General features: G+C 68.9%; 24 protein-coding genes. 16 read left to right on the top strand and 8 right to left on the bottom strand.

The genetic code is table 11. The features are described from left to right. Positions 1 to 25: 25 nt before the first annotated feature. Genes QM682_RS03965 through QM682_RS03940 form a run of 6 tightly spaced genes read left to right on the top strand, consistent with a single transcriptional unit; the run spans position 26 to position 6492 of the window. Positions 26 to 886, top strand: a complete 861-nt coding sequence (locus QM682_RS03965) for an amidohydrolase family protein (RefSeq protein ID WP_415127325.1) — start codon at positions 26 to 28, stop codon at positions 884 to 886. Next, positions 883 to 2418, top strand: coding sequence for a sugar ABC transporter ATP-binding protein (locus QM682_RS03960; protein WP_415127323.1), 1536 nt, complete (start codon positions 883 to 885; stop codon positions 2416 to 2418). Before QM682_RS03965 ends, QM682_RS03960 begins: the two co-directional genes overlap by 4 nt. Beyond that, positions 2415 to 3413: an ABC transporter permease gene (locus tag QM682_RS03955; protein ID WP_415127321.1), complete on the top strand. Its 999-nt coding sequence runs from the start codon at positions 2415 to 2417 to the stop codon at positions 3411 to 3413. Before QM682_RS03960 ends, QM682_RS03955 begins: the two co-directional genes overlap by 4 nt. 26 nt (positions 3414 to 3439) lie before the next feature. After that, positions 3440 to 4384 (top strand): ABC transporter substrate-binding protein, encoded by a 945-nt coding sequence (locus QM682_RS03950; protein WP_415127319.1) that lies wholly within the window; start codon positions 3440 to 3442, stop codon positions 4382 to 4384. Between the two features lie 60 nt (positions 4385 to 4444). Then, positions 4445 to 5722 carry an L-fuconate dehydratase gene (locus QM682_RS03945; RefSeq protein WP_415127317.1) on the top strand — a complete coding sequence of 426 codons (1278 nt, stop codon included), beginning with the start codon at positions 4445 to 4447 and terminating at the stop codon, positions 5720 to 5722. Next, the gene (locus tag QM682_RS03940; protein WP_415127315.1) at positions 5722 to 6492 is read left to right on the top strand and encodes an SDR family oxidoreductase; all 771 of its coding nucleotides are present in this window, start codon (positions 5722 to 5724) and stop codon (positions 6490 to 6492) included. The genes QM682_RS03945 and QM682_RS03940 overlap by 1 nt, the downstream gene beginning before the upstream one ends. Before the next feature lie 4 nt (positions 6493 to 6496). On the opposite strand, the gene QM682_RS03935 is transcribed toward QM682_RS03940, so the two are convergent. Then, on the bottom strand, positions 6497 to 7057 hold the full coding sequence (locus tag QM682_RS03935) for a TetR/AcrR family transcriptional regulator (protein WP_415127313.1): 561 nt from the start codon (positions 7055 to 7057) through the stop codon (positions 6497 to 6499). Positions 7058 to 7137: 80 nt separating this feature from the next. On the opposite strand from QM682_RS03935, the gene QM682_RS03930 reads away from it, so the two are divergent. The 4 genes from QM682_RS03930 (at position 7138) to QM682_RS03915 (ending at position 11007) form a co-directional block, all read left to right on the top strand. Continuing rightward, positions 7138 to 8613, top strand: coding sequence for an MFS transporter (locus QM682_RS03930; protein ID WP_415127311.1), 1476 nt, complete (start codon positions 7138 to 7140; stop codon positions 8611 to 8613). A 334-nt stretch (positions 8614 to 8947) separates the two neighbouring features. Further along, positions 8948 to 9325 (top strand): hypothetical protein, encoded by a 378-nt coding sequence (locus QM682_RS03925; protein ID WP_415127309.1) that lies wholly within the window; start codon positions 8948 to 8950, stop codon positions 9323 to 9325. A 71-nt stretch (positions 9326 to 9396) separates the two neighbouring features. After that, complete coding sequence (locus QM682_RS03920; RefSeq protein WP_415127307.1) at positions 9397 to 10371, top strand: copper chaperone PCu(A)C; 975 nt, start codon at positions 9397 to 9399, stop codon at positions 10369 to 10371. 108 nt (positions 10372 to 10479) lie between these two features. Next, positions 10480 to 11007, top strand: a complete 528-nt coding sequence (locus QM682_RS03915) for a cell wall hydrolase (RefSeq protein WP_415127305.1) — start codon at positions 10480 to 10482, stop codon at positions 11005 to 11007. Here the strand turns inward: QM682_RS03915 and QM682_RS03910 are convergent. Together QM682_RS03910 and QM682_RS03905 are read right to left on the bottom strand one after the other, a co-directional pair. After that, positions 11004 to 11975 (bottom strand): bile acid:sodium symporter family protein, encoded by a 972-nt coding sequence (locus tag QM682_RS03910; protein ID WP_415127303.1) that lies wholly within the window; start codon positions 11973 to 11975, stop codon positions 11004 to 11006. The two genes, QM682_RS03915 and QM682_RS03910, sit on opposite strands and share 4 nt — an antisense overlap. Positions 11976 to 12357: 382 nt before the next feature. Next, positions 12358 to 12708, bottom strand: a complete 351-nt coding sequence (locus QM682_RS03905; protein ID WP_415127301.1) for a DMT family protein — start codon at positions 12706 to 12708, stop codon at positions 12358 to 12360. Positions 12709 to 12838: 130 nt separating this feature from the next. On the opposite strand from QM682_RS03905, the gene QM682_RS03900 reads away from it, so the two are divergent. Next, entirely contained in the window at positions 12839 to 13825 is a 987-nt protein-coding gene (locus QM682_RS03900) for a helix-turn-helix domain-containing protein (protein ID WP_415127299.1), read from the top strand. 94 nt (positions 13826 to 13919) lie between these two features. Here the strand turns inward: QM682_RS03900 and QM682_RS03895 are convergent, their stop codons facing one another. Both QM682_RS03895 and QM682_RS03890 read right to left on the bottom strand, forming a co-directional pair. Continuing rightward, entirely contained in the window at positions 13920 to 14870 is a 951-nt protein-coding gene (locus tag QM682_RS03895) for a nucleoside hydrolase (RefSeq protein WP_415127297.1), read from the bottom strand. 86 nt (positions 14871 to 14956) lie between these two features. Then, a complete protein-coding gene (locus tag QM682_RS03890) occupies positions 14957 to 15694 on the bottom strand; it encodes a copper homeostasis protein CutC (protein WP_415127295.1) in 738 nt (245 codons plus the stop codon). Between the two features lie 122 nt (positions 15695 to 15816). Between QM682_RS03890 and QM682_RS03885 the strand changes: the two genes are divergently transcribed. From QM682_RS03885 to QM682_RS03865, 5 genes are read left to right on the top strand one after another with little or no spacing between them, the layout of a single operon-like run. Then, positions 15817 to 16743, top strand: coding sequence for an ROK family protein (locus QM682_RS03885; RefSeq protein ID WP_415127293.1), 927 nt, complete (start codon positions 15817 to 15819; stop codon positions 16741 to 16743). Continuing rightward, positions 16740 to 17975: a class II D-tagatose-bisphosphate aldolase non-catalytic subunit gene (locus tag QM682_RS03880; protein WP_415127291.1), complete on the top strand. Its 1236-nt coding sequence runs from the start codon at positions 16740 to 16742 to the stop codon at positions 17973 to 17975. The genes QM682_RS03885 and QM682_RS03880 overlap by 4 nt, the downstream gene beginning before the upstream one ends. Then, positions 17969 to 19072, top strand: a complete 1104-nt coding sequence (locus QM682_RS03875) for an N-acetylglucosamine-6-phosphate deacetylase (protein WP_415127289.1) — start codon at positions 17969 to 17971, stop codon at positions 19070 to 19072. Before QM682_RS03880 ends, QM682_RS03875 begins: the two co-directional genes overlap by 7 nt. Beyond that, positions 19069 to 20067: a CobW family GTP-binding protein gene (locus QM682_RS03870; RefSeq protein WP_415127287.1), complete on the top strand. Its 999-nt coding sequence runs from the start codon at positions 19069 to 19071 to the stop codon at positions 20065 to 20067. The genes QM682_RS03875 and QM682_RS03870 overlap by 4 nt, the downstream gene beginning before the upstream one ends. 53 nt (positions 20068 to 20120) lie before the next feature. Continuing rightward, a complete protein-coding gene (locus tag QM682_RS03865) occupies positions 20121 to 21404 on the top strand; it encodes a lytic murein transglycosylase (protein WP_415127285.1) in 1284 nt (427 codons plus the stop codon). Positions 21405 to 21423: 19 nt separating this feature from the next. Here the strand turns inward: QM682_RS03865 and QM682_RS03860 are convergent, their stop codons facing one another. From QM682_RS03860 to QM682_RS03850, 3 genes are all read right to left on the bottom strand, one after another. After that, positions 21424 to 21807 carry an acyl-CoA thioesterase gene (locus tag QM682_RS03860; RefSeq protein ID WP_415127283.1) on the bottom strand — a complete coding sequence of 128 codons (384 nt, stop codon included), beginning with the start codon at positions 21805 to 21807 and terminating at the stop codon, positions 21424 to 21426. Positions 21808 to 21925: 118 nt separating this feature from the next. Next, entirely contained in the window at positions 21926 to 23314 is a 1389-nt protein-coding gene (locus tag QM682_RS03855) for an L-cystine transporter (RefSeq protein WP_415127281.1), read from the bottom strand. 232 nt (positions 23315 to 23546) lie between these two features. Then, complete coding sequence (locus QM682_RS03850; protein ID WP_415127279.1) at positions 23547 to 24857, bottom strand: MFS transporter; 1311 nt, start codon at positions 24855 to 24857, stop codon at positions 23547 to 23549. Positions 24858 to 24960 lie beyond the last annotated feature (103 nt).

Here is a 24960-nt window from a genome sequence, read left to right as displayed (position 1 = left end):
CTTCGCGGCCAGGGGAGGGGCGGCGATGGCAATTCTGGACGCGCATTGCCATTTCTGGCGGCTGGACCGGGGGGATTACGGCTGGCTTGCGGGCACCGGCGGGCCGCTGGACCCGATCCGGCGCGACTTCGGTCCCGGCGACTATCCCGGCCTTGGCTCCGGCTCGGGCTCGGGTTCCGGCTCGGGCTCGGGCGCGGTGATCGCGGTCCAGGCCGCCCCCAGCCTGGCCGAGACCGATTTCCTGATCGGTCTGGCGCGGCGCGATCCCCGCATCCGGGGCGTGGTCGGCTGGGTGGATCTGGTGGACCCGGCCTCGGTCCCGGAACTGCGGGCGCGGGCCGGCGGCGTTCTTCGCGGCATCCGCCCCATGCTTCAGGACATCGCCGCCGACGACTGGATCGTGACCGCGCCCGATCCCGCCGTGCTGGATGCGGTCCAGGCACTTGGCCTGCGGTTCGATGCGCTTGTGACCCAGCGCCACCTGCCGCATCTGCATCGCTTCATCCAGGCCCGTCCCGGCCTGCCGGTGGTGATCGACCATGCCGCCAAGCCCCAGCCCGGCACCCGCGCGGGTTGGCACGAACAGATGCCGCGTCTGGCGGCCTTGCCGGGGGTGCATTGCAAGCTGTCGGGCCTGCTGACCGAACTGGCCCCGCAGGCGTCGCGGGATCCGCTGCCCGAACTGCGCCGGATTACCCTGCGGCTGCTGGACTGGTTCGGCCCCGAACGGCTGATCTGGGGCAGCGACTGGCCGGTGCTGACGCTGGCCGCGGGCTTCGGCGACTGGCTGGACCTGACCGACAGCCTGCTCGACGGGCTGTCCCCGGATGAGCGGGCGGCGATCATGGGCGGCAATGCCGCGCGTTTCTACGGGGTGGCGCCATGACCCAGGCCATCATCCGCATGGAGCGGATCGAGAAGTGTTTTCCCGGTGTCCATGCGCTGAAATCGGTCGATTTCGACCTGCGCCCCGGCGAGGTCCACGCCCTGATGGGCGAGAACGGCGCGGGCAAGTCCACGCTGATGAAGATCCTGTCCGGCGTCTATCGGCCAGATGGCGGCCGCATCCTGGTCGATGGCGCCGAGGTCGCGCTGCACGGTCCCCGCGCCGCGCGGGATCTTGGTATCGGCATCATCCACCAAGAGCTTGCGCTGATGCGCGACCTGACGGCGGCGCAGAATATCTGGATCGGACGTGAGCCGCGTCTTTCCTTTGGCCGCCTGGACGAGGCGCGGCTGAACGCGGATACCGCCGCGATCTTTGCCCGGATGCATCTAAGGATCGACCCCCGCGCGCCCGTGGGCAGCCTTTCGATCGCGCGCCAGCAGATGGTCGAGATCGCCAAGGCGCTCAGCCACCGCTCGCGCGTGCTGATCATGGACGAGCCGACGGCGGCGCTGAACGATGCCGAGATCGCCGAGCTTTTCGCCATCATCCGCCAGTTGCGGGCCGAAGGCGTGGGGATCGTCTATATCAGCCACAAGATGGATGAGATCATGCGCATCTCGGACCGTATCACCGTCATGCGCGACGGCGCCCATGTCGCCACGGTCGAGGCGGCGGCGACGCCCATCTCGGCCATCATCTCGATGATGGTGGGGCGCGAACTGGCCGAAGAGCATGCGGCGATCCCCGACCTGTCCGCCGCCCCCCTGGCGCTTGAGGTCGAGGGGCTTTCGCGCGGCAGCGAGCTGAAAGAGATCAGCTTTTCGCTGAAGAAGGGCGAAATTCTGGGTTTTGCCGGGCTGATGGGCGCGGGGCGCACGGAACTGGCCCGCGCGATCTTCGGCGCCGAGCCGATGGACCGGGGCAGGATCCGCGTCCATGGCCGCCCCGTCGCCATCCGCAGCCCCGCCGACGCGGCCCGCGCCGGCATCGGCTATCTGTCCGAGGACCGCAAGCATTTCGGCCTGGCGCTTGGCTTGGACGTGCGCGCCAATATCGCCATGGCCAGCCTGCCGCGCCATGCCGACCGGCTGGGGCGCATCGACGAGCCGCGCCTGCGCGACATCGCCCGCGACTATATCGCGAAGCTGCGCATCCGCACGCCGGGCGACCGGCAGGAGGTGCGGCTGCTCTCGGGCGGGAACCAGCAGAAGGTGGTGATCGCGAAATGGCTTCTTCGCGATTGCGACATCCTGATCTTCGACGAGCCGACGCGCGGCATCGACGTGGGCGCCAAGGCGGAAATCCATCGCCTGCTGAACGAGCTGGCGGCGGCGGGCAAGGCGATCATCGTCATCTCCAGCGAAATGCCCGAGGTGCTGCGCCTGTCCCACCGCATCGCGGTCATGTGCGAGGGGCGGTTGACCGGCCTTCTGCCCGGCGGTGCCCCGCAGGAGGCGATCATGGAACTGGCGACGCGCAGGCCGGGCATGCCGGCGGCGGGCGACAATGGCAAGGAAAGCGCGGCATGACCGACATCGCGATCCCCGAACGCAACCAGCCGCGCCGCTCGGGCGGCGCGCGGCAGAAGCTGCTGGCCTTCGCCAGCCTGATCGTGCTGATGGCCGGCTTTTCGCTGGCCAGCCCGCGCTTCTTCCAGGTCGACAACATCCTGTCGATCCTTCAGGCTACCTCGGTCAACGGCGTGCTGGCGGTGGGGGTGACGATGATCATCATCACCGGGGGGATCGACCTGTCCATCGGCACGATGATGACCTTCACCGCCGTCACGGCCGGGGTGGTGCTGACCTGGGCGGGAATGCCGCTGCCCTTCGGCATCCTGGCGGCCATCGGCACCGGGGCGCTTTGCGGGCTGATCTCGGGGGTGCTGGTCGCCAAGGCGAAGATCCCGCCCTTTATCGCCACGCTGGGCATGATGCTGGTGCTGAAGGGCCTGTCGCTGATCGTGACCGGCACCAAGCCGATCTATTTCAATGCGACCGAGGGATATACCCAGATCTCGCAGGGCTCGCTTGTCGGATTGGTGCTGCCGGGCTTCGCGATCCCGAACGGGGTGCTGATCCTGTTCGCGGTGGCGGGGCTGGTGGCCTGGGTGCTGGGCCGCACGGTGCTGGGCCACTATACCTTCGCGCTGGGATCGAACGAAGAGGCCGTGCGCCTGTCCGGCGTCGACACCGACCGCTGGAAGATGGCGATCTATGCGCTGGCGGGCGGCATCTGCGGCATCGCGGGCCTGCTGATCAGCAGCCGGCTCAACTCGGCGCAGCCGGCGCTGGGGCTGGGCTATGAGCTTGAGGCGATCGCGGCGGTGGTGATCGGCGGCACCTCGCTTTCCGGCGGGCGCGGCACCATCCTCGGCACGCTGATCGGCGCGCTGATCATGTCGGTCCTGACCAACGGGCTGCGCGTCATGTCGGTCGCGCCGGAATGGCAGACGGTCGTTACCGGCTTCATCATCATCGTCGCGGTCTATGCCGACCAGCTTCGGCGCCGCGGCGCGCAATGACCACCGTGAACATCAGGGAGGAACACATGTTCACAAGACGCGCGTTGATGGGGGCGGTCGCGGCCCTTTCCCTGCTGGGCGGGGGGCAGTCGGCTTTCGCCCAGGACAGGATGTATGTGGCGCTGATCTCCAAGGGATTCCAGCATCAGTTCTGGCAGGCGGTCAAGCAGGGCGCCGACAGGGCCGGCACGGATCTGGGCGTCGAGGTCAGCTTCGACGGCCCCGACAACGAAACCCAGGTGGACAAGCAGATGGACATGCTGGCCGCCGCGCTGGCCAAGAAGCCCGCCGCCATCGGCCTGGCCGCGCTGGACAGCCAGGCGCTGATCCCGCAACTGAAACAGGCCCAGGCCGCCAAGATCCCCGTCATCGCCTTCGACTCGGGCGTCGAGGGCGATATTCCCGTGGCCACCGCCTCGACCGACAATCTGGCGGCCTCGGCGCTGGCGGCGGACAGGATGGCCGAACTGCTGGGCGGCGAGGGCCGGATCGCCGTCATCGGCCACAGCCAGACCTCGACCACCGGCATCGACCGCCGCGACGGCTTCCTGAACCGGATCAATGAGAAATATCCCCAGATCGAGGTGGTCGCGACCGAATACGGCGATGGCGACCAGTTGAAATCGACCGAGATCACCAAGGCCATCCTGGCCGCCAATCCCGACATCAAGGGGATTTTCGGCACCAATGAAGGCTCGGCCATCGGCGTGCTGAACGGCGTGCGCGAGATGGGCGCGAAGATCGTGGTGATCGGCTTCGATTCCGGCAAGGCGCAGAAGGACGCGATCCGCGATGGCGTGATGGCGGGCGCGATCACCCAGAACCCGGTGGGCATCGGCTATGAGACGGTCAAGGCCGCCGTCGCCGCCGCCAGGGGCGAGGCCGTGCCGAAGCGGATCGATACCGGCTTTTACTGGTATGACAAAAGCAACATCGACGATCCGAAGATCGCCGCCGTGCTTTACGACTGATGACCTGCCCGCCCCGGTCATGGCGCCGGGGCGGGCGCAACCGATTGGCAAGGCGAGGCAATGACCAAGATCACCGATCTGCGCACGGTGGATGTGCGCTTTCCGACCAGCGCGCAACTGGATGGCTCGGACGCGATGAACCCCGACCCGGATTATTCCGCCGCTTATGTCATCCTGGAGACGGACGGGCCGCACCGGGGCCACGGGCTGACCTTCACCATCGGGCGCGGCAACGAGATCTGCGTCGCGGCCATCGAGGCGCTGCGGCCTCTGGTCGTGGGGCTGGACCTTGGCTGGATCGCCGAGGACATGGGCCGGTTCTGGCGCCACATCACCGCCGACAGCCAGTTGCGCTGGATCGGCCCGGACAAGGGCGCGATCCATCTGGCGACGGGCGCGGTGGTGAACGCGGTCTGGGATCTTTGGGCCAAGTCCCAGGGCAAGCCGGTCTGGCAACTGGTGGCCGAGATGTCGCCCGCCGAACTGGTGCGCTGCATCGACTTTCGCTATCTGACCGACTGCATCACCCCCGAGTGGGCGCTGGATTTCCTGACCGAACAGGCCGGGGACAAGGCCGCGCGCATCGAGACGCTGAAGGCCGAGGGCTATCCCTGCTACACGACCAGCGCGGGCTGGCTCGGCTATGGCGACGACAAGCTGCGCCGCCTGTGCCGCGAGGCGGTCGATGCCGGTTTCCGCCACGTCAAGATGAAGGTCGGCCGCGACCTTGAGGACGACATCCGCCGCCTGACCATCGCGCGCGAAACGGTCGGCCCCGATGTCGCGCTGATGATCGACGCGAACCAGGTCTGGGAGGTCGATCAGGCCATCGACTGGGTCAGGCGGCTGGCCTTCGTGAACCCCTGGTTCATCGAAGAGCCGACCAGCCCCGACGACATCGCCGGCCATCGCAGGATCCGCGAGGGCGTGGCCCCGGTCCAGGTCGCGACCGGCGAGATGTGCCAGAACCGCATCATGTTCAAGCAGTTCATCATGGAGGGCGCGATCGACGTGGTGCAGATCGACAGTTGCCGCATGGGCGGGCTGAACGAGGTGCTGGCCGTGATGCTGATGGCCGCGAAGCACGGGCTGAAGGTCTGCCCCCATGCCGGGGGCGTGGGCCTGTGCGAATATGTCCAGCACATGTCGATGATCGACTATCTGTGCATCGCCGGCACGCGCGAGGGCCGCGTGATCGAATATGTCGATCACCTGCACGAGCATTTCCTGGACCCCTGCACCATCATCGACGCGGCCTATATGCCGCCGTCCATGCCGGGCTTTTCCATCGAGATGCGGCCCGAAAGCCTGGAAACCTATCGCTTCCGGGGCGCGTGATGGACCTGCATCTGCAAGGCCGGGTGGTGGTGGTGACGGGCGGCGGCTCGGGCATCGGGGCGGGGATCGTCGATGTCCTGGCCGAAGAGGGTGCGCGCCCCGTCATCCTTGCCCGCCATGCGCCGGATCCCGGCTGGCTGGGCCGGGTGGGCGCGGATTTCGTCCAGGCGGAACTCTCGGACGAGGGCCAGTGCAAGGCGGCCGTGGCCCGGATCCGCGCCCGGCACGGCGCGGTGCATGGGCTGGTCAACAACGCGGGCGCCAATGACGGCGTGGGGCTGGGCAAGGGGCCGGCGGCCTTTCGCGCGAGCCTGGACCAGAATCTGGTCCATTACTTCACCATGGTCGAGCTTCTGGCCGAGGATCTGAAATCCAGCCGGGGCGCGGTGGTCAACATCACCTCGAAGACGGCGCTGACCGGGCAGGGGGGCACCTCGGCCTATGTCGCGGCCAAGGCGGCGCAACTGGGCCTGACGCGGGAATGGGCGGTCGAGTTCCTGCCCTATGGCGTGCGTGTCAACGCCATCGTCGTGGCCGAGGTGATGACGCCGCTGTATCGCCGCTGGCTGGACACGCTGCCCGATCCCGAGGCGGCGCTTGCGGCCATCGCCCGCCGCATCCCGCTTGAGGCGCGCATGACCACCGCGCGCGAGATCGCCGATAGCTGCGCCTTCCTGCTTTCGGACCGTGCCAGCCATACCACGGGGCAATGGCTGTTCGCGGATGGCGGCTATACCCATCTGGACCGCGCCATCGGCGGCCTGCGCTGACGGTTCAGCCGCCCTCGCGGGCCGGCTCTTGCGCCAAAGCCAGCATATCGGCGAAAAGCAGCCGCCATTGCCGCGCGTCCAGCTCGACCAGGCCGAAAGCCTTCAGCAGGAACGCCCCCTCTCCGGCCAGGAAGGCCAGGGCGACGCGGCGATCCTGCGGGTCGTCCAGGTCCAGCCCGGCCAGCCGCGCGTTATACCAGTCGCGGCTTTGCGTTACCTCGTCGGGATGTTCCAGCAGCGCCGTCATCATCACCGCCGAGCGCGAATGCTCGGTCTCGTCATGGTCGCGCGTCACGGCCAGATGGCCCCGGATCACCTGGCGCGGCGAAGGATCGGGGCCGGTATGGGCGGCGACCTGGGCATCGAAGCTTTCGCCCCAGCGCAGGATCATGGCCCGGATCAGCTTTTCCTTGGTGCCGAAGCAATATTGCACGCCGCTTTTGGTGATGCCGGCGGCCTTGGCCACGGCGTCGAAGGTCAGCCCGGCGGCGCCGGTCTGCACCACCAGCGCCTCGGCGGCGTCCAGAACCTTGTCGCGATCGATGCTGCGCGGTCTTCCGGCCATCGGCCCTCTTTCATTTCAATACGGATGTATTTATATGGGGGGTGAAATCGCCCACCCCCTGACCCCGAGGTAGCACAGTCATGTCGCCCCGTAACCGTTGGCTTGTCCTTTTCACCGTGTCCAGCGCGCTGTTCCTGATCGTGATCGACATGACGGTGCTTTACACCGCGTTGCCCCGCCTGACCCATGACCTGGCGGCGACGGCGACGCAGAAGCTTTGGATCGTCAATGCCTATCCGCTGGTGGTGGCGGGCCTGCTGCCGGGTTTCGGCACGCTGGGCGACCGGCATGGGCACAAGCGCATGTTCCTGGCCGGGCTTGCGGTCTTTGGCGCGGCTTCGGCGGTGGCGGCCTTCGCGCCCGCGCCCGGAGTGCTGATCGCCGCTCGCGTGCTTCTGGCGGCGGGGGCGGCGATGATGATGCCCGCCACGCTGTCGCTGATCCGGCTGACCTTCCTGGACGAGAAAGAGCGCGCCTTCGCCATCGGCGTCTGGGCCGCCGTCGCCTCGGGCGGGGCGGCGCTGGGGCCGGTGCTGGGTGGGGTGCTGCTTGAGCGGTTCTGGTGGGGCTCGGTCTTTCTGATCAACCTTCCCGTGGTGGGTCTGGCCCTGGCGCTGGGGTCGGTCCTGCTGGTCAACCGGCCCGGAGACCGCAGCCGGCCCTGGGATTTCGCCGGTTCGGTTCAGGTGCTGGTCGGGCTGGTGGGCCTGATCTATGCGATCAAGGAAACCGCCAAGGCCAGGCCGGAATGGGATCACGCGGTGCTGGCTTCGGTGCTGGGGATCGCGGCGCTGACGCTGTTCGTGCGGCGCCAAAGGGCCAGCGCGCATCCGCTGATCGACTTTCGCCTGTTCCGCAATCCCCGCTTCAGCGCCGGGGTGGCGACGGCGCTGGTCGCCTCGTCGGCGCTGATCGGGGTCGAACTGGTCTTCAGCCAGCGGCTGCAACTGGTGCTGGGTCACTCTCCGCTTGAGGCCGGGCTGCTGATCCTGCCCATCCCGCTGGCCGCCTTCCTGGCCGGGCCGCTGACGGGGATCATGCTGCCGCGCCTGGGCGCGGTTCGGGTGCTGTGGTCTGCGCTTTTGCTGAGCGGGCTGGGGCTGGCGGGCTATCTGGCCACGCTCTCGGGGCCGGCAGGGTTGTGGCTGGCGATGCTGGCGGTCCTGGGCTTTGGCGCGGGGGCGGCGATGACGGCGGCCTCGGGCGCGATCATGTTGTCGGCGCCCGAGGATCGGGCGGGCATGGCGGCCTCGGTCGAGGAGGTCTCCTATGAGCTTGGCGGGGCGCTTGGCATCGCGGTGCTGGGCAGCCTGATGTCGGCGCTTTACACCCGCGCAATGGCTTTGCCGCCCGGCATCGCCCCGCAGGCAGGAGACAGCCTGGACGAGGCGCTGATCCAGGCCGCGCGGCTGGACCCGCAGCGGGCCGAGGAACTGGCCCGCATCGCGCGGGCGGCCTTCGAGCAGGCGTTTCTGGGCGTGGTCGCGGTGGCGACGGTGCTGCTGATCGGCACGGGGCTGCTGATCCGGCATCGCCAGCCGCGCCAGGCCGTTTAAGGGGCAGGGGCGGCCGCCGGGACCGCCCCCATGTCCCTCCACCACAAGAGACAGCTATCCCCCACCACAAGGGATGGGCATAGCTTGTATACAACTCAAGATAGAATCAACCGCCGATCTTCATGATTTGTCAGGGCTGCGGCCTGCGCGAAGGAGCGGTCCGGCCACCGCTTGGCCTCCATGACTTTTCCGGCCCGCCAGGGATGTCGCGTGCCGCCATGGCCACGGCGGCCGGGGTCGTGCTAAAGTGGGAAAAAGGCCGGAAAGGGAAAGGCGCGCGCGGGGGATGACAGGGCAGGGACGGGCATATCCGCGCCGCCTCGGGGCGTGGCTCATGGCGCTTCCCTTCATGCTGCTTTCGCTGATGGCGCCGGGCACGATGCCGGTGCCGGACCCGGCGGGCCAGAGTTTTCTGATCGTCCTTTGCGCGGGACATGCGCCGGTGCGGATGGTGCTGGACGCGCAGGGCAATGTCGTGCCGCTGGATGAGCTTCCGGCGCGGGAAAAGGACGCGTCCGGCGCGCGGTCCGGCTTGCCCTGCGCCTGGGCGGCGGCGCATGGCCAGCCGCTGTTTCTGGCGCGGGGCGCGGCCCAGGCCGCGGTCATCGTCCCGCCGCCGCGCCCCATGCAGACCGGGGCCGCGCCCGCCGCCGCGCCGCGCCTGGCGCTGGCGCCGCGACCCATGGCACGGGGGCCGCCGCCGGCGGGATAGCACATGCCCTGATCCGGCCCTGATCCGGCCCGGCCCCGGTCGCGGCCCCCTTCCTGCCAATGAGAGACATCATGACCCCTGAAACCCTTCGGGCCGCGCTGATCTGCGCCGCCCTCGGCGCCCTTTCGCCGGTGCCGGCGATGGCCCATGCCAGTCTGCAACCGGCCGAGGCGCCCGCCGGCAAGACCTATCGCGCCGTGATCGGCATCGGTCATGGCTGCGACGGCCAGGCCACCCAAAGCCTGCGCGTGCTTTTGCCGGACGGCTTTTATGACGCCAAGCCCATGCCCAAGCCCGGCTGGTCGCTGCACATCGGGCTTGGCCCCTATGCCAAGCCCTTCGACGATCACGGCACCCTCAGGACCCAAGGCGCGCGCGAGATCACCTGGTCGGGCGGCGCGCTTGAGGATGACTGGTTCGACGAATTCACCATTCGCGGCCGCATTGGTCCCGAAGTTGCGCCGGGCAGCCGGCTGTTCTTCCGGGTGGTGCAGGAATGCGCCCAGGGCCGCGCCGAGTGGACTGATACCAGCGGCGGCCCGGATGCGGCCCATCCCGCGCCCTTCGTCACCGTGACCGCCGCCGCCGCGCCGCACCAGGCGGGTCCGGCCCAGGTGACGCAGGGCGATCTTGCGCTCGGCCAGGGTCTTGTCCGGGCGACGCCGCCCGGCGCGCGGCTTGCCGGGGGCTTTCTGGCCATCGCCAATGCGGGCGCCGCCGATGACCGGCTGCTTGCGGCCTCGTCTGAGGTGGCGGGCCGGGTCGAGATCCACGAGATGACCATGCAGGGCGATGTCATGCGCATGCGTCCTTTGCCCCAGGGCCTGCCGATCCCGGCGGGAGGTCGCGTGCTGCTGCGGCCCGGTGGCACGCATCTGATGTTCATGGACCTGAAGCGGCCTCTGGTCGAAGGCGAAAGCGTGCCTTTGGTGCTGGACTTTCAGCGGGCGGGCCGCGTGGTCCTGTCCCTGCCGGTCGGCCCGCGCGATGGGGGCATGCCCGATGCGCGGGGCCAGGATCACGGTGCCGAAGGTCACGACCACTGATCGCGCGCGCAATAGAATTTGTGCGCGCGGCTCGCTTCGCTTAGCCTGCCGGAGGCGCAGGACGCGCCCCCGGCAGTCAAGAAAAGAACGAGCAGTCAAGAAAAGAAGATGAAAATGTCGCGCAAGAAAATCCTGCTGGCCCTGGCGGGGGGCCTCTCTGCCCTGCTGTCCGGTTGCGGCGGCGGCGGCTCTCGCCTGTCCGAGATGGAATGCATGCAGCGGGCCATGTATTTCGAATCCGTCCGCTCCAGCCGCGAAGGCATGATCGCGGTCGGCAGCGTGGTGATGAACCGGGTCAATTCCGGCCAGTATCCCCGCAGCGTCTGCGGCGTGGTCGGCCAGAAGAACCAGTTCGCGCCGGGCGTCCTGACCAAGCCGATGAGCGACCGCTCGGTTCCTCTGGTGCGCGAGGCGGCCCGCGCCGTCATGCGCGGCGAGCGTCATCCCCAGATCGGCAATGCCATGTTCTTTCACGCCGCGAATCGCCGCTTCGGCTATGACAACATGCATTACGTCCTGGTCGCGGGCGGGAACGCCTTTTACGAAAAGCGCCGCCCCGAACTGGTGACGCAGCCCGTGCCGCCCCAGCCGGGTCGCAGGGCCGGGTCGGGCGGCTTCTTCCGCCTGCCCTTCTAGGAGGGAACTGGCGAGGGGCGCCGGGCATAGCGTTGGGCGATCACCGCGCAGGCCATGAGCTGGATCTGATGGAACAGCATCACGGGCAGCACGATGGCGCCCACGCCAGCGGCGGGAAAGATCGCATTGGCCATCGGCACGCCGCTGGCGAGGCTTTTCTTGGAACCGCAGAAGACGATGCTGATCTCATCCTCGCGGGGAAAGCCCAGGAAGCGCGCGCCATAGGTCGTCAGCGCCAGCACCAGCACCAGGATCAGCACGTCCAGCACCGCGACCACGGCCAGGTCGCGCCATGAGAACTGGTGCCAGATTCCCTCGGCCACCGCATGGCTGAAGGCCAGATAGACCACCATCAGGATCGAGCCGCGATCCACCGGCATCAGCAGCTTCTTGCGGGCGCGGACCCAGTCTCCGATCCAGCGTTGCAGTGCCTGGCCCAGCAGGAAGGGCAGCAGCAGTTGCAGCATGATCTTCTGGACCGCATCCAGCGAAACCCCCGAGGACGAGCCGGCCGACAGCATCAGCCCGACCATCAGGGGCGTCAGGAACACGCCCAGGATGTTCGAGACCGAGGCGGCGCAGATCGAGGCCGGCACATTGCCGCCCGCCATCGAGGTGAAGGCGATCGAGCTTTGCACCGTCGAGGGCAGCAGGCACAGATAGAGGATGCCCAGATACAGCGGATGCGGCAGCAGGCTTTCCGGCAAAAGCCCCACCGCCAGCCCGATCAGCGGAAAGACGCAGAAGGTGACGGCCAGGATCGTCCCCTGCAACCGCCAGTTCAACATCCCCGCCCGCACCGCCGAAGGCGCCAGCCGGGCGCCGTGCAGGAAGAAAAGAAGCGCGATGGCAAGATCCGTGGCGATGCCGAACCCTTCGGCGAAGCGCCCCCGCGCCGGCAGGATCGAGGCCAGGACCACCGTTGCGATCAATAGAAGCGTGAATCCGTCGGGCAGGAAGCGGCGCATGGTTGTCCTCATTGCTTGCGGCCGTTCTCGCGCATCCCGGCAGAGGATACAAACGATAAGCTGTATCGGGCCGGACAGGGCGCGGGGGCTTGTCGAAGGATTTGGCAGAGGTCTGATTTGGCGGAAGTCTGGGCATACGGAAGTCTGGGCACGCGGGGGCGCCCGGCTGTCGGTCGGCGGTTTCCCCCGGGCAATTCCGCCGGACCAGAGGATCAGGCCATGACGCGCCATGACCTTTGGTCCCCCGCGACATGCCCCGGCAGGAGGCTCCGCGCGAATCGTCCGGGAGCCATCCCCCCGGCATGGAGGATGAGCGCCGGGAGCCCGAGAAGGCGGAGGAAGGGCCCAGGCCCTCGGATGCCGTCCGAGCCGCCGGGCGGGGTCAGTTCCCGATCGGTCCCTTGAAGACGAAGAAGGCGCCGAGGCAGATCAGCCCGAAGCCGATGGCGTGGTTGATCGTCAGCCTTTCGCCCAGGTAAAGCACCGAGAAGATGGCGAAGACGATCAGGGTGATCACCTCTTGCATGGTCTTGAGCTCGGCCGCCGAATAGACCTGATGGCCGATCCGGTTGGCCGGCACCGCAAGCCAGTATTCGAAGAAGGCGATGCCCCAGCTTGCCAGCACCACGATCCAGAGCGGTTGGTTGCCGAATTTCAAATGCCCATACCAGGCGAAGGTCATGAAGACGTTCGAGAGGATCAGAAGCAGGATGGGCAGGATCGAGGCGGGCATCATGTCACCTGGCAGAGGGGGCGGGCCCGCCGTTGCTAGGCCGGGCGGGGGCGGCTAGGCAAGCCCCATGCGGCTGGATCGGGGCGCTTTCGGCGATGTCCTTGGGGCGGGCATCGGCTAGGCTTGCCGCATGAGCCCGTCGATTCCCCCGCTGCCCGATCAGGATGGGCCGCCGTCCGCCCTGTTGCCGCGGCCCGCGGACTGGCTGGCTGCGCAGCAGGCGCTGTCGGGATTGCTGGCGCGGGCCTCGGGCGCGGTCGGGCGGCTGGACGCGACGCTTTCGGCGCTGCCCGCGCCGGCCCAGGCGGGTGCCATCCGCCGGCTGGCGCTGATCGAGCTTGAGGCGATGTTCTGGGCGCAAGGCACGCCTCTGCGCCGCGAGGAGATCGGCCGCGAGGCGATGGACGCCCGCGCCGGCACCGATCTTGAGGCGATGCGGCTGGCACGCTGGGGCCTGCGCCGGCTGGAGGGGCAGGGCGCGCTGGCCGATCTGCGCGGTTTCCTGGGACTGCACCGCGCCGAGGCGCCGGCCCTGAGTGGGCTGATCGCGGCGCGGCCCGTGGGCGATGCGTTCGATTCGGGGGCACGCGAGTTTCTTGCCGCAGCCGGCACGCTTGCGGGCATCGAGCCCGCCGCGCGCGCCCCCGCGCTGCGCGCGGCCTGGCGCCTGGCGGATCTGTCGGCCCCCGAATGCCTGGTCGAGCCGGCCTGCTGGACCGGCCGGGACATGGCCTTGGGCTGCGAGGCGCTGCAATTCGTTCCCCTGGGCCGGCATGGCCGCGCGGTCTGGATCGACGGTGGCCCGGCGCTGGACCGGATGCGCCGCCAGCTTGAGGCGGTGCATCAGGGCGCGCAGGAGGCCCGGCGCGAACTGATGCGGGTGCGGGACTGGGCCGCGCGCGCGCGCCTTGCCGCCGTCGGGATCAAGGGCGAAAACCCCGCCCGCGTGATCGAGGCCCTGGCCGCCCATCCCCTGATGAGCGCGGCCATGGTCGAGCAGGTCACGGGCATCAGCCGCGACACCGCCGAGCGGCTGCTGACCCGCCTGCGCGATCTTGGCCTGGTGCGCGAGATCACCGGCGCGCGACGCTTCCGGCTGTGGACGGCGGGGGGCTGAGGCCGGGTTTCCTGGGGCCGATTTTCCTGGGGCCGTGGTTCAGGCTGTGTGATCGGGCACCAGCGTTCAGGCACCAGCGTTCAGGCGGTGGCGTTCAGGCGGTGGCGCTTCCCGGCCCCTGGACCCGCGCGGCATCGCGGATCACGTCCAGAAACAGTGCCTTGATCCGGGCCGAATCGCATTCCAGCGCCACCTGATGATGCGCCCGGCCCTGAGGCTGGTCGGGCGCGCGGATGGTGCGGCCGATCTGCTCGCCTTCGAGCACGCATTCCAGCGCCGCCTCCTCGAAGCGGAACAGTTCGGGGTGCAGGCAGGCGATCACGGCCATCGGATCGTGCAGCGCGCAGCCCTCATGCCCGACCGAGGCGTAGAAATCCAGATAAAGCCCCGACATTCCGTCCAAGAGGCCGCCGTCATGGGGCGCGGCCTCGGCCAGTTCGGCGAAATCGCGCGCGATCATCTGCGTGCGCATGGTCACGTCCAGCCCGATCACCGTCACCTTGGCGCCCGAACGCAGCACGACCTGAAGGGCATGCGGGTCGTGCCAGGCATTGGCCTCGGCCCAGGGAGAGATGTTGCCCGGCGCGTCCAGGGCGCCGCCCATCAGCACGATCCCGCGCAGGTTGGTCGCGAATTCGGGGTCAAGCTTCAGCGCCTCGGCGACATTGGTGATCGGGCCGACGGGGCAGAGCGTGATCTGGCCCGGCATCTCGCGCGCGAGGCGGGTCATGAACTGGGCCGCGTTCTCGGGCGCGGCCTGGCGGTCGGGCTGCATCGGGGGCAGGTGGCCGAAGCCGTTCTCGCCATGGATATGGGTCGGGAAATCCATCGGCGGCAGTTCCAGCGGGCGGGCGGCGCCCTCGGCCACGGGAATGTCGAGGCCGCAATGCTCGACCAGGGCCAGCGCGTTCAGGGTCGCGGTCTGGACCGGGACGTTGCCGAATACCGTGGTCAGGCCCAGAATTTCGATTTCTGGATGGCGGGCGGCAAAGATGATCGCCATGGCATCGTCGATGCCGGGATCGGTGTCGATCAGGATCTTCATGGCCGCTTCCCCGCTATTGCCGTTGGGCCAGAACTAGCGGCGGCGGGGCTGCCGCGCAAGCCTTGGCTGGGCCGCGCGCCCCGGCGTTAGCCCGCATCCCGGCCCATCGCCGCATCCATTGCGGCGCGCAGCCGGGCCACCTGGGCGGCGCTGGTTTGCGGGCGCCGGCCGGGAATGCCCAGCACCTCGGTCCGGGGCTGGTCGGGCAGGATCTCGGCGCAGGCGGCGTGCAGGTCGTCCGCGCCCGCGCGCAGAAGCGGCCCTGCGGTCTCGGGGGTCACGCTGCGGCCGCCGGCCATGATCTGGATCCGGCCGGCGGCGCGGAGGGCCAGGCGGGCGATGGCGCGGACGGGATCGGCCGGCGCGCTCAGATTGCCGCCGGCGGTCATGATGCGGGTCAGGCCCAGGCCCGCGGCCTGATCCAGCGCCTGGTCCAGGTCGGGCGTCATGTCGAAGGCGCGATGCAGCACCACCTCAAGCCCCGTTGCCGCGTCGCGCAGGCGCGCCAGGTTTTCCAGATCCAGCCGCCCGTCGGGATGGCTGGCCCCGGTCACGATCCCTGCAAGCCCGGCCTCGCGGATGGCGGCGATATCGTCGAGCGCCGCCCGCATCTCGGCGGCGTCATAGACGAAGCCGCCCGCGCGGGGCCGGATCATCGCCAGCACCGGCACCGGGGCCTGCCGGGCCAGGCGGATCAGCCCCGGCGAGGGCGTCAGCCCGCCGGCGGAAAGCGCGGCGCAAAGCTCGATCCGCTGCGCGCCGCCCTGGATCGCGGCGGCAAGGCCCGCCGGGTCATCGACGCAGATCTCAAGCAGGTGGGTCATCGGGCCTCCGGTCCTTCGCATCGGCGGCGATTATGCCGCGCCTTGGGGCAAAGCTGCAAACGGATGGTTGACGCGCGGCGCGCGGGGCGCAACCTGACCCGCGTGGCAAGGGGGCGTGAATCATGGCGGGCGTGACCAGCGGGGCGATAGATCTGGGCGGCACCAAGATCGAGGCGCGGCTTTTCGACGGCGCCATGCGCACGCTGGCGGTGCGGCGCGTGCCGACCCCGCGCGACAGTTTCGATGCCTTCCTGGCGGCGCTGGTGGCGCAGATCCGCTGGATGGAAGGGCAGGCGGACGATCCCGCCCTGCCGGTGGCGATCGCCATCGCCGGGCTGATCGACCCGCAAAGCGGCGTGGCGACGGCTGCGAACCTGCCGGTCTCGGGGCGCAGGCTGGGGGCGGAACTGGCGCGTGCCCTGGGCCGCGCCCTGCCGCTGATCAGCGATTGCATGGCTTTCGCCTATTCCGAGGCGCATGGCGGCGCGGCCGATGGCGCGGCGACGGTGCTGGGCCTGATCCTGGGCACCGGGGTCGGGGCGGGGCTGGTCGTCTCGGGGCGGGTGCCGCCGCGCCATGCGGGCCTCGCGGTCGAGATCGGCCATCTGGGCATGCCCGCCCGTGCCCTGGCCCGCCACGGCCTGCCGGCCTGGACCTGCGGCTGCGGGCGCCCGGCCTGCCATGAGACCTATATCGCCGCTCCCGGCCTGGCGCGGATCGCGGAATGGGCCGGGCTGGCGCAAACCGATCCGTCCCGACTGGCCGCCGATCCAGCCGCCGCCGCCGTCATGCGGATCTGGGCCGACCTGACGGCCGAGATGCTTTATGCCGCGCAACTGATGCTGGATCCCGATGTGATCGTGCTGGGCGGCGGCCTTTCGAACATCCCCGACCTGCCCGAAACCCTAGGCGCGGGCCTGGCGCGGCTGCGGCTGGGCCAGGCGCGGCTGCCCGCGATCCGGGTGGCGATGCATGGCGACAGCTCGGGCGCGCGGGGCGCGGCGCTGATGGCGCGCGATGGCCTGTCCCTGGCGGGAGCGCCGGCATGAGCGACCTGCTGACCCCGATCATCCGCGCCGTGCGCAAGCAGATGGGCCCGGCGATTCCGGCGGTCTGCTCGGCCCAGCCCGACGTGATCGCGGCGGGGCTGCGGCTGGCGCGCCACGCCGCCATGCCCGCGCTGATCGAGGCGACCTCGAACCAGGTCAACCAGTTCGGCGGCTATAGCGGCATGACGCCGGGCGATTTCGCCGCCTTCCTGCGCGATGTCGCGGCCGAGCATGACCTTGGCGACGTGCCCGTGATCCTGGGCGGCAGTCATCTGGGGCCGCAGGCTTGGCGCGCCATGCCCGCCGAGGCCGCCATGGCCCATGCCGAACTGATGGTCGCCGATTACGTCCGCGCGGGGTTCACCAAGATCCATCTCGATTGCTTCCCCGGCTGCCAGGACGAGGCGCCGCGCCTGGACGACGATCTGGCTGCCGCCCGCGCCGCCCGGCTGGTGCGGGTCGCCGAAGCCCATGCCCCCGATCCCGAGGCGCTTTGCTATGTCATCGGCACATCGCTGCGCGGGACCGAGGAAACCACGCCCCAGCCGCCCGACGAGGCCGCGCGGATGCTGGCCGCGCATGAGGCGGCCTTTGCCGAAGCCGGCGCCGCATCCGCCTGGAAGCGGCTGCGGGGGCTTGTGGCGCAGCCGGGCCTGGGCTTCGGCGCGACCCAGATCGACCGCTTCGACATGAGCCAGCCCGACCTGCTGAGCCCTGTTCTTGACGGAAACGAGCGTCTGGGCTTTGAGGCGCATGGCACGGATTACCAGCCCGCCCCCGTCTATCCCGACCTGACGCGGCGCAATTTCGCGATCTTCAAGGTCGGCCCGGCGCTTAGCTTCGCCTGGCGCGAGGCGCTTTACGCGCTGTCCCATATCCGTGAATGGATGGACGGCAGCCCGCATATCTCGCAGGGGATGGAAGATCTGATGCTGGAACGCCCCGAGCTTTGGCAGTCCCATTATCATGGTCCGGCCCGGACCCAGCGGCTGCTGCGCCATTTCAGCTATGCCGACCGCATCCGCTATTACTGGCCCCAGGCCCGCGCCCAGGTGCAAGAGCTTTGCGACAGCCTGGACGCGACCGGCGTGCCCCAGCCCCTGCTGCTGCAATACCTGCCCCCCGAGACCCTGGCCCGTGCCGCCCGCCTGGATCTGCCCCCCGCCCGCGCCATTCTGCAAGCCCATGTCGAAGAAACGCTGATTGCATATTACCCGGAGGAGACATGCTGATCGCGGCGGATCGGCTATGGGACGGCGGCGGCCTGCGTGCTGGTCTGGCGATCCAGACCGACGGCCGGGCGGTGACGGCGCTGCGCCCCCTGGGCGGCGACACGCCCGACGCGCGGGTGCCGCTGCTGATGCCGGGCTGCACGGATTTGCAGGTGAATGGCGGCGGCGGGGTGCTGTTCAACGTCCAGCCGGACCGCGCGGGGCTTGCGGCGATCGCCAGGGCGCATCACCGCCTGGGCACGGCGCGGATCCTGCCCACGCTGATCACTGACGCGCCCGAGGCGATGGAGGCGGCGGCCGATGCCGTCATCGCCGCCATGACTGGCCCGGACCCCTTGCCGGGGATCGAGGGCATCCATCTGGAAGGCCCGCATATCGCGCCCGAGCGCCGGGGCACGCATGAGGCGCGCTTTATCCGGCCGCTGGACCGCCGGACGCTGGACGTGCTGGCGCGGCTGCGCGCGGCGGGGGTGCCGGTGCTGCTGACGCTGGCCCCGGAACGCACGGATCCCGCGCTGCTGCGCGAGGCGGCGGGGCTGGGCGTGGTGATCTCGGCGGGGCACAGCATGGCCGACGCCGAGCAGACGCGGCGGGCGCTGGCCCAGGGTGTCACGATGTTCACCCATCTTTTCAACGCCATGCCCCAGATGACCTCGCGCGAGCCGGGGATATTGGCCGAGGCTATTCTGTCGGATGCCTGGTGCGGGATGATCGCGGATGGCATCCATGTCTCGGCCCAGATGCTGAGGCTTGCGATGCGGGCGCGGGGGCGGGCGGATCGCTGTTTCCTGGTCTCGGACGCGATGCCGACCGTGGGCGGGCCGCCGCATTTCCAGCTTTACGACATGCGGATCGAGGTGCGGGACGGCGCGCTGGTCAATCCGCAGGGCGCGCTGGCGGGGGCGCATGTCGACATGCTGGAATCGCTGCGGCGGCTGATCGCGCTGACCGGCCTGCCGCTTGAGGCCGCGATTCCCATGGCGACCGACCTGCCGCGTCAGGCCATGTGCCTGGCCCCCCTGCGCGTCGCCCCCGGCACGGCGCTGCGCGATCTGGTGGCGCTGGATGGCGGGCTGCGCCTGATCGCCCTGCCATGAGCCAGCTTCCGGTCTTTCTGCTGACCGGCTTTCTGGGCGCGGGCAAGACGACGCTGCTGAACCGGCTGGTCTCCGGGCGGCGCGACACGGCGCTGGTGATCAACGAATTCGGCCTGGTGCCCGTCGATCACCACCTGGTCCGCCAGGGACGCGAGCGGCCCGTCGTGACCACCACCGGCTGCATCTGTTGCAGTGCCGGCAGCGATCTGCGCGGCTCTCTGAACGAGTTGCTGCATGGCAGGGCTTCCGGCGCCCTGCCTGAATTCTCGCGCGTGATCGTCGAGACGACGGGGCTGGCCGATCCGGCGCCGATCATCAACAGCCTGATCCCCGGCGGCCTGCCCGCCATGGGGCTGCGCGATCACGCGGTGGCGCGGGCGTTCCGGCTGTCCTCGGTCATCGCGGTGGCGGATGTGCAGGGGATCGGCGCGGCGCTGGACGCCCATCCCGAGGCGCTGCGCCAGATCGCCATGGCCGACCATCTGGTGCTTAGCCATACCGACCTTGCCCCGCCCGGCGACTGGCCGGCGCGGCTTGCCGCGATCAATCCGGGCCTGAACATCCATGATGTCGCGACGCTGGATCCCACCTTCCTGCTGGCGCCGGGCAGCTATTCGGCCCTGGGCAAGGGCCGGGACGCGACCCGGTGGCTGCACGCCGAGACGCCTCGGCACGCCCCGGATCTGGCCGCCCTGAACCGCCATGGCGCGGTCGAGGCGCTGGTGCTGACCGGCGGCCCCCCGCGCGACCGCGCCGCCTGGCAGGCGCTGATCGGGGATCTGGCGTGCCAGCCGGGGCTTTTGCGGATCAAGGGCATGTTGCGGGACGGGTCGGACCCCGCCCGGCCGCTGATCGCCCATGCCGTGGGCCACCGCGCCTATCCCCTGGTCCAGGCCCCGGACTGGCCGGATGACAGCCCCGAGACGCGGCTGGTCGTCATCGGCGCGCATCTGAAGGCCGAGGCCCTGCGCCGCCGCTTCCTTGCGCGTTTCTAGGGGTTTCGGCCCCGGCTGCTACACGCTAGGCTGGTGCGAAAAGAGGAAGCAGCATGCGCATTTCATTCAGGCAATCGGCGGGCCTCGGGGCCCTGGTGCTGGCCTTGGCTTCTTGCGGGGTCGGCAGCTACGCGCCGCGTCCGGGCGGCGTCGCCCCCGCCAGCCAAGAGATCAAATGGGGCCGCAACCAGAACCCGCCCCCCGCCAAGGTCGCGGGGCTGAACAACTGGATCGAAAGCTTCAAGTCCCAGGCCCGCGCCCAGGGCATCGGCGAGCAGACGCTAAGCTTCGCCTTCCGCGATGTGGTCTATAACCCCGAAGTGGTCCGGCGCAGCCAGAACCAGGCCGAGTTCAAGAAATCGCTTTGGGAATATCTGGAAAACGCGGTCTCGGAGAAACGCCAGACCAATGGCCGCGCGGCGCTTGCGCAATATGGCGGCGTGCTGAGCCGCGTCGAAGCGGCTTACGGCGTGGACAAGGAAGTCGTCACCGCCGTCTGGGGCATGGAATCCACCTATGGCGAGCGGCGCGGCGACCTGCCGCTGATCGAGGCGCTGTCCACCCTGTCCTATGAAGGGTATCGCGGCGATTTCTTCCGCAGCCAGCTGATCGCGGCATTGAAGATCTTGCAGGCGGGCGACATCGACCCGGCGCATATGACCGGAAGCTGGGCGGGTGCGATGGGGCATACCCAGTTCATCCCCACGACCTACCTGGCCTATGCCGCCGACTTCACCGGCGACGGTCGGCGTGACATCTGGTCGAACGATCCCAGCGATTCGCTTGCCTCGACGGCGAATTACCTGGCGAAGTCGGGCTGGCAGCGCGGCCTGCCGGCGGCGGTCGAAGTGACTCTGCCGCCGGGCTTCAACACCGGGCTGGCGGGCAAGGGCAAGCGGCGCGCGGTCTCGGAGTGGCAGGGGATGGGGGTGCGTCAGGCGACCTCGCGGCCGCTGCCGCCTGCGGGCACCTCGACCGAATTGCTGGTGCCGGGGGGCGCGGATGGCGCGGCCTTCCTGATCACCCGCAATTTCCACGCGATCCTGCGTTACAACAATGCCGACAGCTATGCGCTGGCCGTCTCGCATCTGGCCGACCGGCTGAAGGGCTATCCGGGGCTGGCCAATCCCTGGCCCGCCAGCCATCCCGGCCTGCGGATCGAGCAGCGCAAGCAGATGCAGGAACTGCTGACCGCGCGCGGCTTCGATACGCAGGGCGTCGATGGCAATGTCGGCTCGAACACCACGAACGCGATCCGTGCCTATCAGCAGTCGCGCGGTCTGCCCGTGACCGGAGAGCCTACGGCGGCGCTGCTGGACCAGTTGCGGCGGGGCTGACCCGCCGCATGGCGCCCGGTCAGGGCCGGCTGATCGGGCGGGCGGCGCCGTTTTCGTCCAGCGCGACGAAGGTGAAGGTGGCTTCGGTCACCTGCTGGCTGTCGTCGCGATGACGCTCGCGCCGCCATGCCTCGACATGGATCTGCATCGAGGTGCGCCCCAGCTTCACGATCTCGGCGTAAAGGGAAACCTCGTCGCCGACCTTCACGGGGCGGTGGAACTTCATCCCCTCGACCGCGATGGTGGCGCTGCGGCCGCGTGCGGTCAGCGCCGCGACCGAGCCGGCGGCAAGGTCCATCTGGCTCATCAGCCAGCCGCCGAAGATGTCCCCGGCGGGGTTGGTGTCGGCGGGCATGGCGATGGTGCGGATGGTGGGGCTGCCGGGTGGGTGGCTGTCGAGCATCGTGGACTCCTGGCTGGGCGTTCCATGCCAGTTAACCCGACGGCGGGGTTTGAGAAAACTGAAATCCGCCGGGGCCATGGCGAACCGGCCCCCCGCGGCGGGCCGGTCCGGTCGCGGTTCAGGCGCTTTGCAACTCGCCATCGTCGCGGCTGGCCAGAACCTTGCGGTCGGTCTGGCCCAGAAGCTGCGATGTGACCGTTCCCGCCGTCATCGAGCCCGAGACGTTCAGCGCCGTCCGGCCCATGTCGATCAGCGGCTCGACCGAGATGAGCAGCGCGACCAGCGTGACCGGCAGGCCCAACGCGGGCAGCACGATCAGCGCGGCCATGGTGGCGCCGCCGCCAACCCCGGCGACGCCCGCCGAGGACAGCGTGACGATGGCCACCAGCGTCGCGATCCAGGCCGGATCCAGCGGGTCGATCCCCACGGTCGGCGCGACCATCACAGCCAGCATGGCCGGGTAAAGCCCGGCGCAGCCGTTCTGCCCGATGGTCGCCCCGAAGCTGGCCGAGAAGCTGGCGATGGTCTGCGGCACGCCCAGGCGGCGGGTCTGCGTTTCCACGTTCAGCGGAATCGTCGCCGCGCTGGAGCGGCTGGAGAAGGCGAAGCTGAGCGCGGGCAGGGCCTTGCGGAAGAAGGCCAGCGGATTGACCCCGGTCAGCGCCAGCAGCACCGCATGGACCGCGAACATGATTGCCAGGCCGATATACGAGGCCACGACGAATTTCCCCAGGTTCAGGATGTCGGCCGCGTTCGAGGTCGCCGCGACCTTGGCCATCAGCGCCATGACCCCGAAGGGGGTCAGCGCCATGATCAGCCGCACAAGCTGCGCGATCCAGCTTTGCAGCAGGTCGATCAGCGACAGCAGCGCCTGGCCCTTGGCGGTGTCGCGCTTGACCAGGCGGATGGCCGCCACGCCCAGGAAGGCCGCGAAGACCACCACCGCGATGATCGAGGTGGGGTTCGCCCCGGTCAGGTCGGCGAAGGGGTTTTTCGGGATGAAGGACAGGATCAGTTGCGGCACGCTGAGATCGGCGACCTTGGGGGCGTAATTCGCCTCGATCGCGCCCAGGCGGGCGGTTTCGGCCGCGCCCTGGGCCAGACCCTCGGCGGTCAGCCCGAAGGCCAGCGACATGGCGACGCCGACCAGCGCCGCGATGGCCGTGGTCAAAAGCAGCGTGCCCAGCGTCAGCACCGAGATCTTGCCGAGCGCCGAGGCGTCATGCAGTTTCGCCACCGCGTTCAGGATCGCCACGAAGACCAGCGGCATGACGATCATCTGCAAAAGCTGCACATAGCCGTTGCCGACGATATTGGTCCAGTTGATCGTGGTCTTCAGCGCCTCGGACTGGTTGCCGTAGACCATTTGCAGGGCGATGCCGAACAGCGTGCCCAGGATCAGGCCGGCAAAGACCCGCGCCGACAGCGACAGGTCGGAGCCTTGCAGCCGGAACAGCGCGAACAGCAGCAGGACAAAGAGGAACAGGTTGATCAGCACTGGCGCCATGACGCTTCTCCGGCAGGTATCGGGAAGCCTAGATTCTAGCCAGCCTGCGCGGCGAACTTAAGGGTGCCGCGAAAATAAGCATAGCCTTACGCCTGGATGCCTGATCCCGGTGATTCCGTTCCATGCTGAGGGGGCGCGGGGGAACGAAATCCGCCCCCTGACGGCGCCCGCCATGAAAAAACGCCCAAGCCTGGGCCAGGGCGCTGATTCTCTTGCGATTCGATGGGGCGGATCAGTGGGCGCTGAATTCCAGCCGGCGGGCGAACCACAGCGCGGCGACGGTGCAGAGCGAGCCGGAGAGCAGGTAAAGACCGGCGGCGGGCAGGCCCAGCCAGGCGGACAGACCCAGCGCCGCCAGGGGCGCGAAGCCCGCGCCGAAAAGCCAGGCCAGATCCGTCACCACGGCGGAACCCGTATAGCGGCGCTGCGGCGCGAAAAGCGAGGCGACCGCGCCCGAGCTTTGCCCAAAGCTGATGCCCAGCACGATGGCGCCCACGGTCATGTAGACGGCTTCGCCCAGCTTGTTGCCCGACAGCAGCAGCGGCGCGATCAGCGCGAAGACGGCGATGGCGATGGCGCCCCGGAACAGCAGTTTCTGGTGGCCCATGCGATCCGCGAGGATGCCCGAGGCGATGATGGCAAGAAAGCCCCAGCCCGCCGCGATGGCCTCGATGATCAGGAAGCCGGCGGGGTTCTCGTTGGTATAAAGATAGACCCAGGACAGCGGGAACACCGTCACCATGTGAAACAGCGCCAGGCTCGCCAGCGGCACGAAGGCGCCGACAAGGATGGTGTAGCCATCTTGCGAAAAGGCCGCGCGAAAGCTTGAAGGCTTAAGCTGAAGCGACTGGAATGCCTCGGTATATTCTGGCGTCACCACGATGCGCAGCCGCGCGAACAGCGCCACGACGTTGATCGCGAAGGCCACGAAGAACGGATAGCGCCAGCCCCAGTCCAGGAAATCCGCCTGCGACATGTTCATCAGCAGATAGGCGAAAAGCAGGCTGGCCACGCCCAGGCCGATGGGTGCGCTAAGCTGCGGGATCATGGCGTAAAAGCCGCGCTTTCCCTTGGGCGCATTCATGTTCAGCAGCGAGGGCAGCCCGTCCCAGGTGCCGCCAAGCGCCAGCCCCTGGCCGATTCGCAGCAGGCAAAGCGCCCAGATCGAGGCCGCGCCGATATCCTCGTATGAGGGGATCAGCCCCATGCCCACGGTCGAGGTGCCCAGGAGCAGCAGCGCCAGCGTCAGCTTCATGCCCTTGCCGCGTCGCCGGTCGATGACCGTGAAAAGGGCGGTGCCCAGCGGGCGCGCCAGGAAGGCCAGGGCAAAGACCGTGAACGACCACAGCGTGGCGGTCAGCGGATCGGTGAACGAGAAATAGCGTGCCGGGAACACGATCACCGAGGCGATCGCGAATACGAAGAAGTCGAAGAATTCCGACGACCGGCCGATGATGACGCCGACCGCGATGTCGGAGGGCGAGACGTGAAGCTCGGCCGCTTCGTCCGGCAGGTCGGAGGAGGAAGGAGTTGCTGCGCTCATGTCTGGCTGACCTCGTTGGGAGCACCCGGCGGCGAGGGGTGGAATGTGCAAACTGTGACTTGCCCGTCAAATCCCAAGGACGAACTCGGGATGCAAGCAAATA

It is taken from the genome of Paracoccus sp. (in: a-proteobacteria) (genome assembly GCF_047605025.1).
Classification (GTDB): domain Bacteria; phylum Pseudomonadota; class Alphaproteobacteria; order Rhodobacterales; family Rhodobacteraceae; genus Paracoccus.
This window is presented reverse-complemented; position numbering and strand designations above follow the sequence as displayed.

Bases quoted from the DNA above. Each gene is read 5' to 3' on its own strand.
- QM682_RS03965 (WP_415127325.1), top strand. From the start codon at position 26: ATGGCAATTCTGGACGCGCATTGCCATTTCTGGCGGCTGGACCGGGGG.
- QM682_RS03960 (WP_415127323.1), top strand. From the start codon at position 883: ATGACCCAGGCCATCATCCGCATGGAGCGGATCGAGAAGTGTTTTCCC.
- QM682_RS03955 (WP_415127321.1), top strand. From the start codon at position 2,415: ATGACCGACATCGCGATCCCCGAACGCAACCAGCCGCGCCGCTCGGGC.
- QM682_RS03950 (WP_415127319.1), top strand. From the start codon at position 3,440: ATGTTCACAAGACGCGCGTTGATGGGGGCGGTCGCGGCCCTTTCCCTG.
- QM682_RS03945 (WP_415127317.1), top strand. From the start codon at position 4,445: ATGACCAAGATCACCGATCTGCGCACGGTGGATGTGCGCTTTCCGACC.
- QM682_RS03940 (WP_415127315.1), top strand. From the start codon at position 5,722: ATGGACCTGCATCTGCAAGGCCGGGTGGTGGTGGTGACGGGCGGCGGC.
- QM682_RS03935 (WP_415127313.1), bottom strand. From the start codon at position 7,057: ATGGCCGGAAGACCGCGCAGCATCGATCGCGACAAGGTTCTGGACGCC.
- QM682_RS03930 (WP_415127311.1), top strand. From the start codon at position 7,138: ATGTCGCCCCGTAACCGTTGGCTTGTCCTTTTCACCGTGTCCAGCGCG.
- QM682_RS03925 (WP_415127309.1), top strand. From the start codon at position 8,948: ATGGCGCTTCCCTTCATGCTGCTTTCGCTGATGGCGCCGGGCACGATG.
- QM682_RS03920 (WP_415127307.1), top strand. From the start codon at position 9,397: ATGACCCCTGAAACCCTTCGGGCCGCGCTGATCTGCGCCGCCCTCGGC.
- QM682_RS03915 (WP_415127305.1), top strand. From the start codon at position 10,480: ATGAAAATGTCGCGCAAGAAAATCCTGCTGGCCCTGGCGGGGGGCCTC.
- QM682_RS03910 (WP_415127303.1), bottom strand. From the start codon at position 11,975: ATGCGCCGCTTCCTGCCCGACGGATTCACGCTTCTATTGATCGCAACG.
- QM682_RS03905 (WP_415127301.1), bottom strand. From the start codon at position 12,708: ATGCCCGCCTCGATCCTGCCCATCCTGCTTCTGATCCTCTCGAACGTC.
- QM682_RS03900 (WP_415127299.1), top strand. From the start codon at position 12,839: ATGAGCCCGTCGATTCCCCCGCTGCCCGATCAGGATGGGCCGCCGTCC.
- QM682_RS03895 (WP_415127297.1), bottom strand. From the start codon at position 14,870: ATGAAGATCCTGATCGACACCGATCCCGGCATCGACGATGCCATGGCG.
- QM682_RS03890 (WP_415127295.1), bottom strand. From the start codon at position 15,694: ATGACCCACCTGCTTGAGATCTGCGTCGATGACCCGGCGGGCCTTGCC.
- QM682_RS03885 (WP_415127293.1), top strand. From the start codon at position 15,817: ATGGCGGGCGTGACCAGCGGGGCGATAGATCTGGGCGGCACCAAGATC.
- QM682_RS03880 (WP_415127291.1), top strand. From the start codon at position 16,740: ATGAGCGACCTGCTGACCCCGATCATCCGCGCCGTGCGCAAGCAGATG.
- QM682_RS03875 (WP_415127289.1), top strand. From the start codon at position 17,969: ATGCTGATCGCGGCGGATCGGCTATGGGACGGCGGCGGCCTGCGTGCT.
- QM682_RS03870 (WP_415127287.1), top strand. From the start codon at position 19,069: ATGAGCCAGCTTCCGGTCTTTCTGCTGACCGGCTTTCTGGGCGCGGGC.
- QM682_RS03865 (WP_415127285.1), top strand. From the start codon at position 20,121: ATGCGCATTTCATTCAGGCAATCGGCGGGCCTCGGGGCCCTGGTGCTG.
- QM682_RS03860 (WP_415127283.1), bottom strand. From the start codon at position 21,807: ATGCTCGACAGCCACCCACCCGGCAGCCCCACCATCCGCACCATCGCC.
- QM682_RS03855 (WP_415127281.1), bottom strand. From the start codon at position 23,314: ATGGCGCCAGTGCTGATCAACCTGTTCCTCTTTGTCCTGCTGCTGTTC.
- QM682_RS03850 (WP_415127279.1), bottom strand. From the start codon at position 24,857: ATGAGCGCAGCAACTCCTTCCTCCTCCGACCTGCCGGACGAAGCGGCC.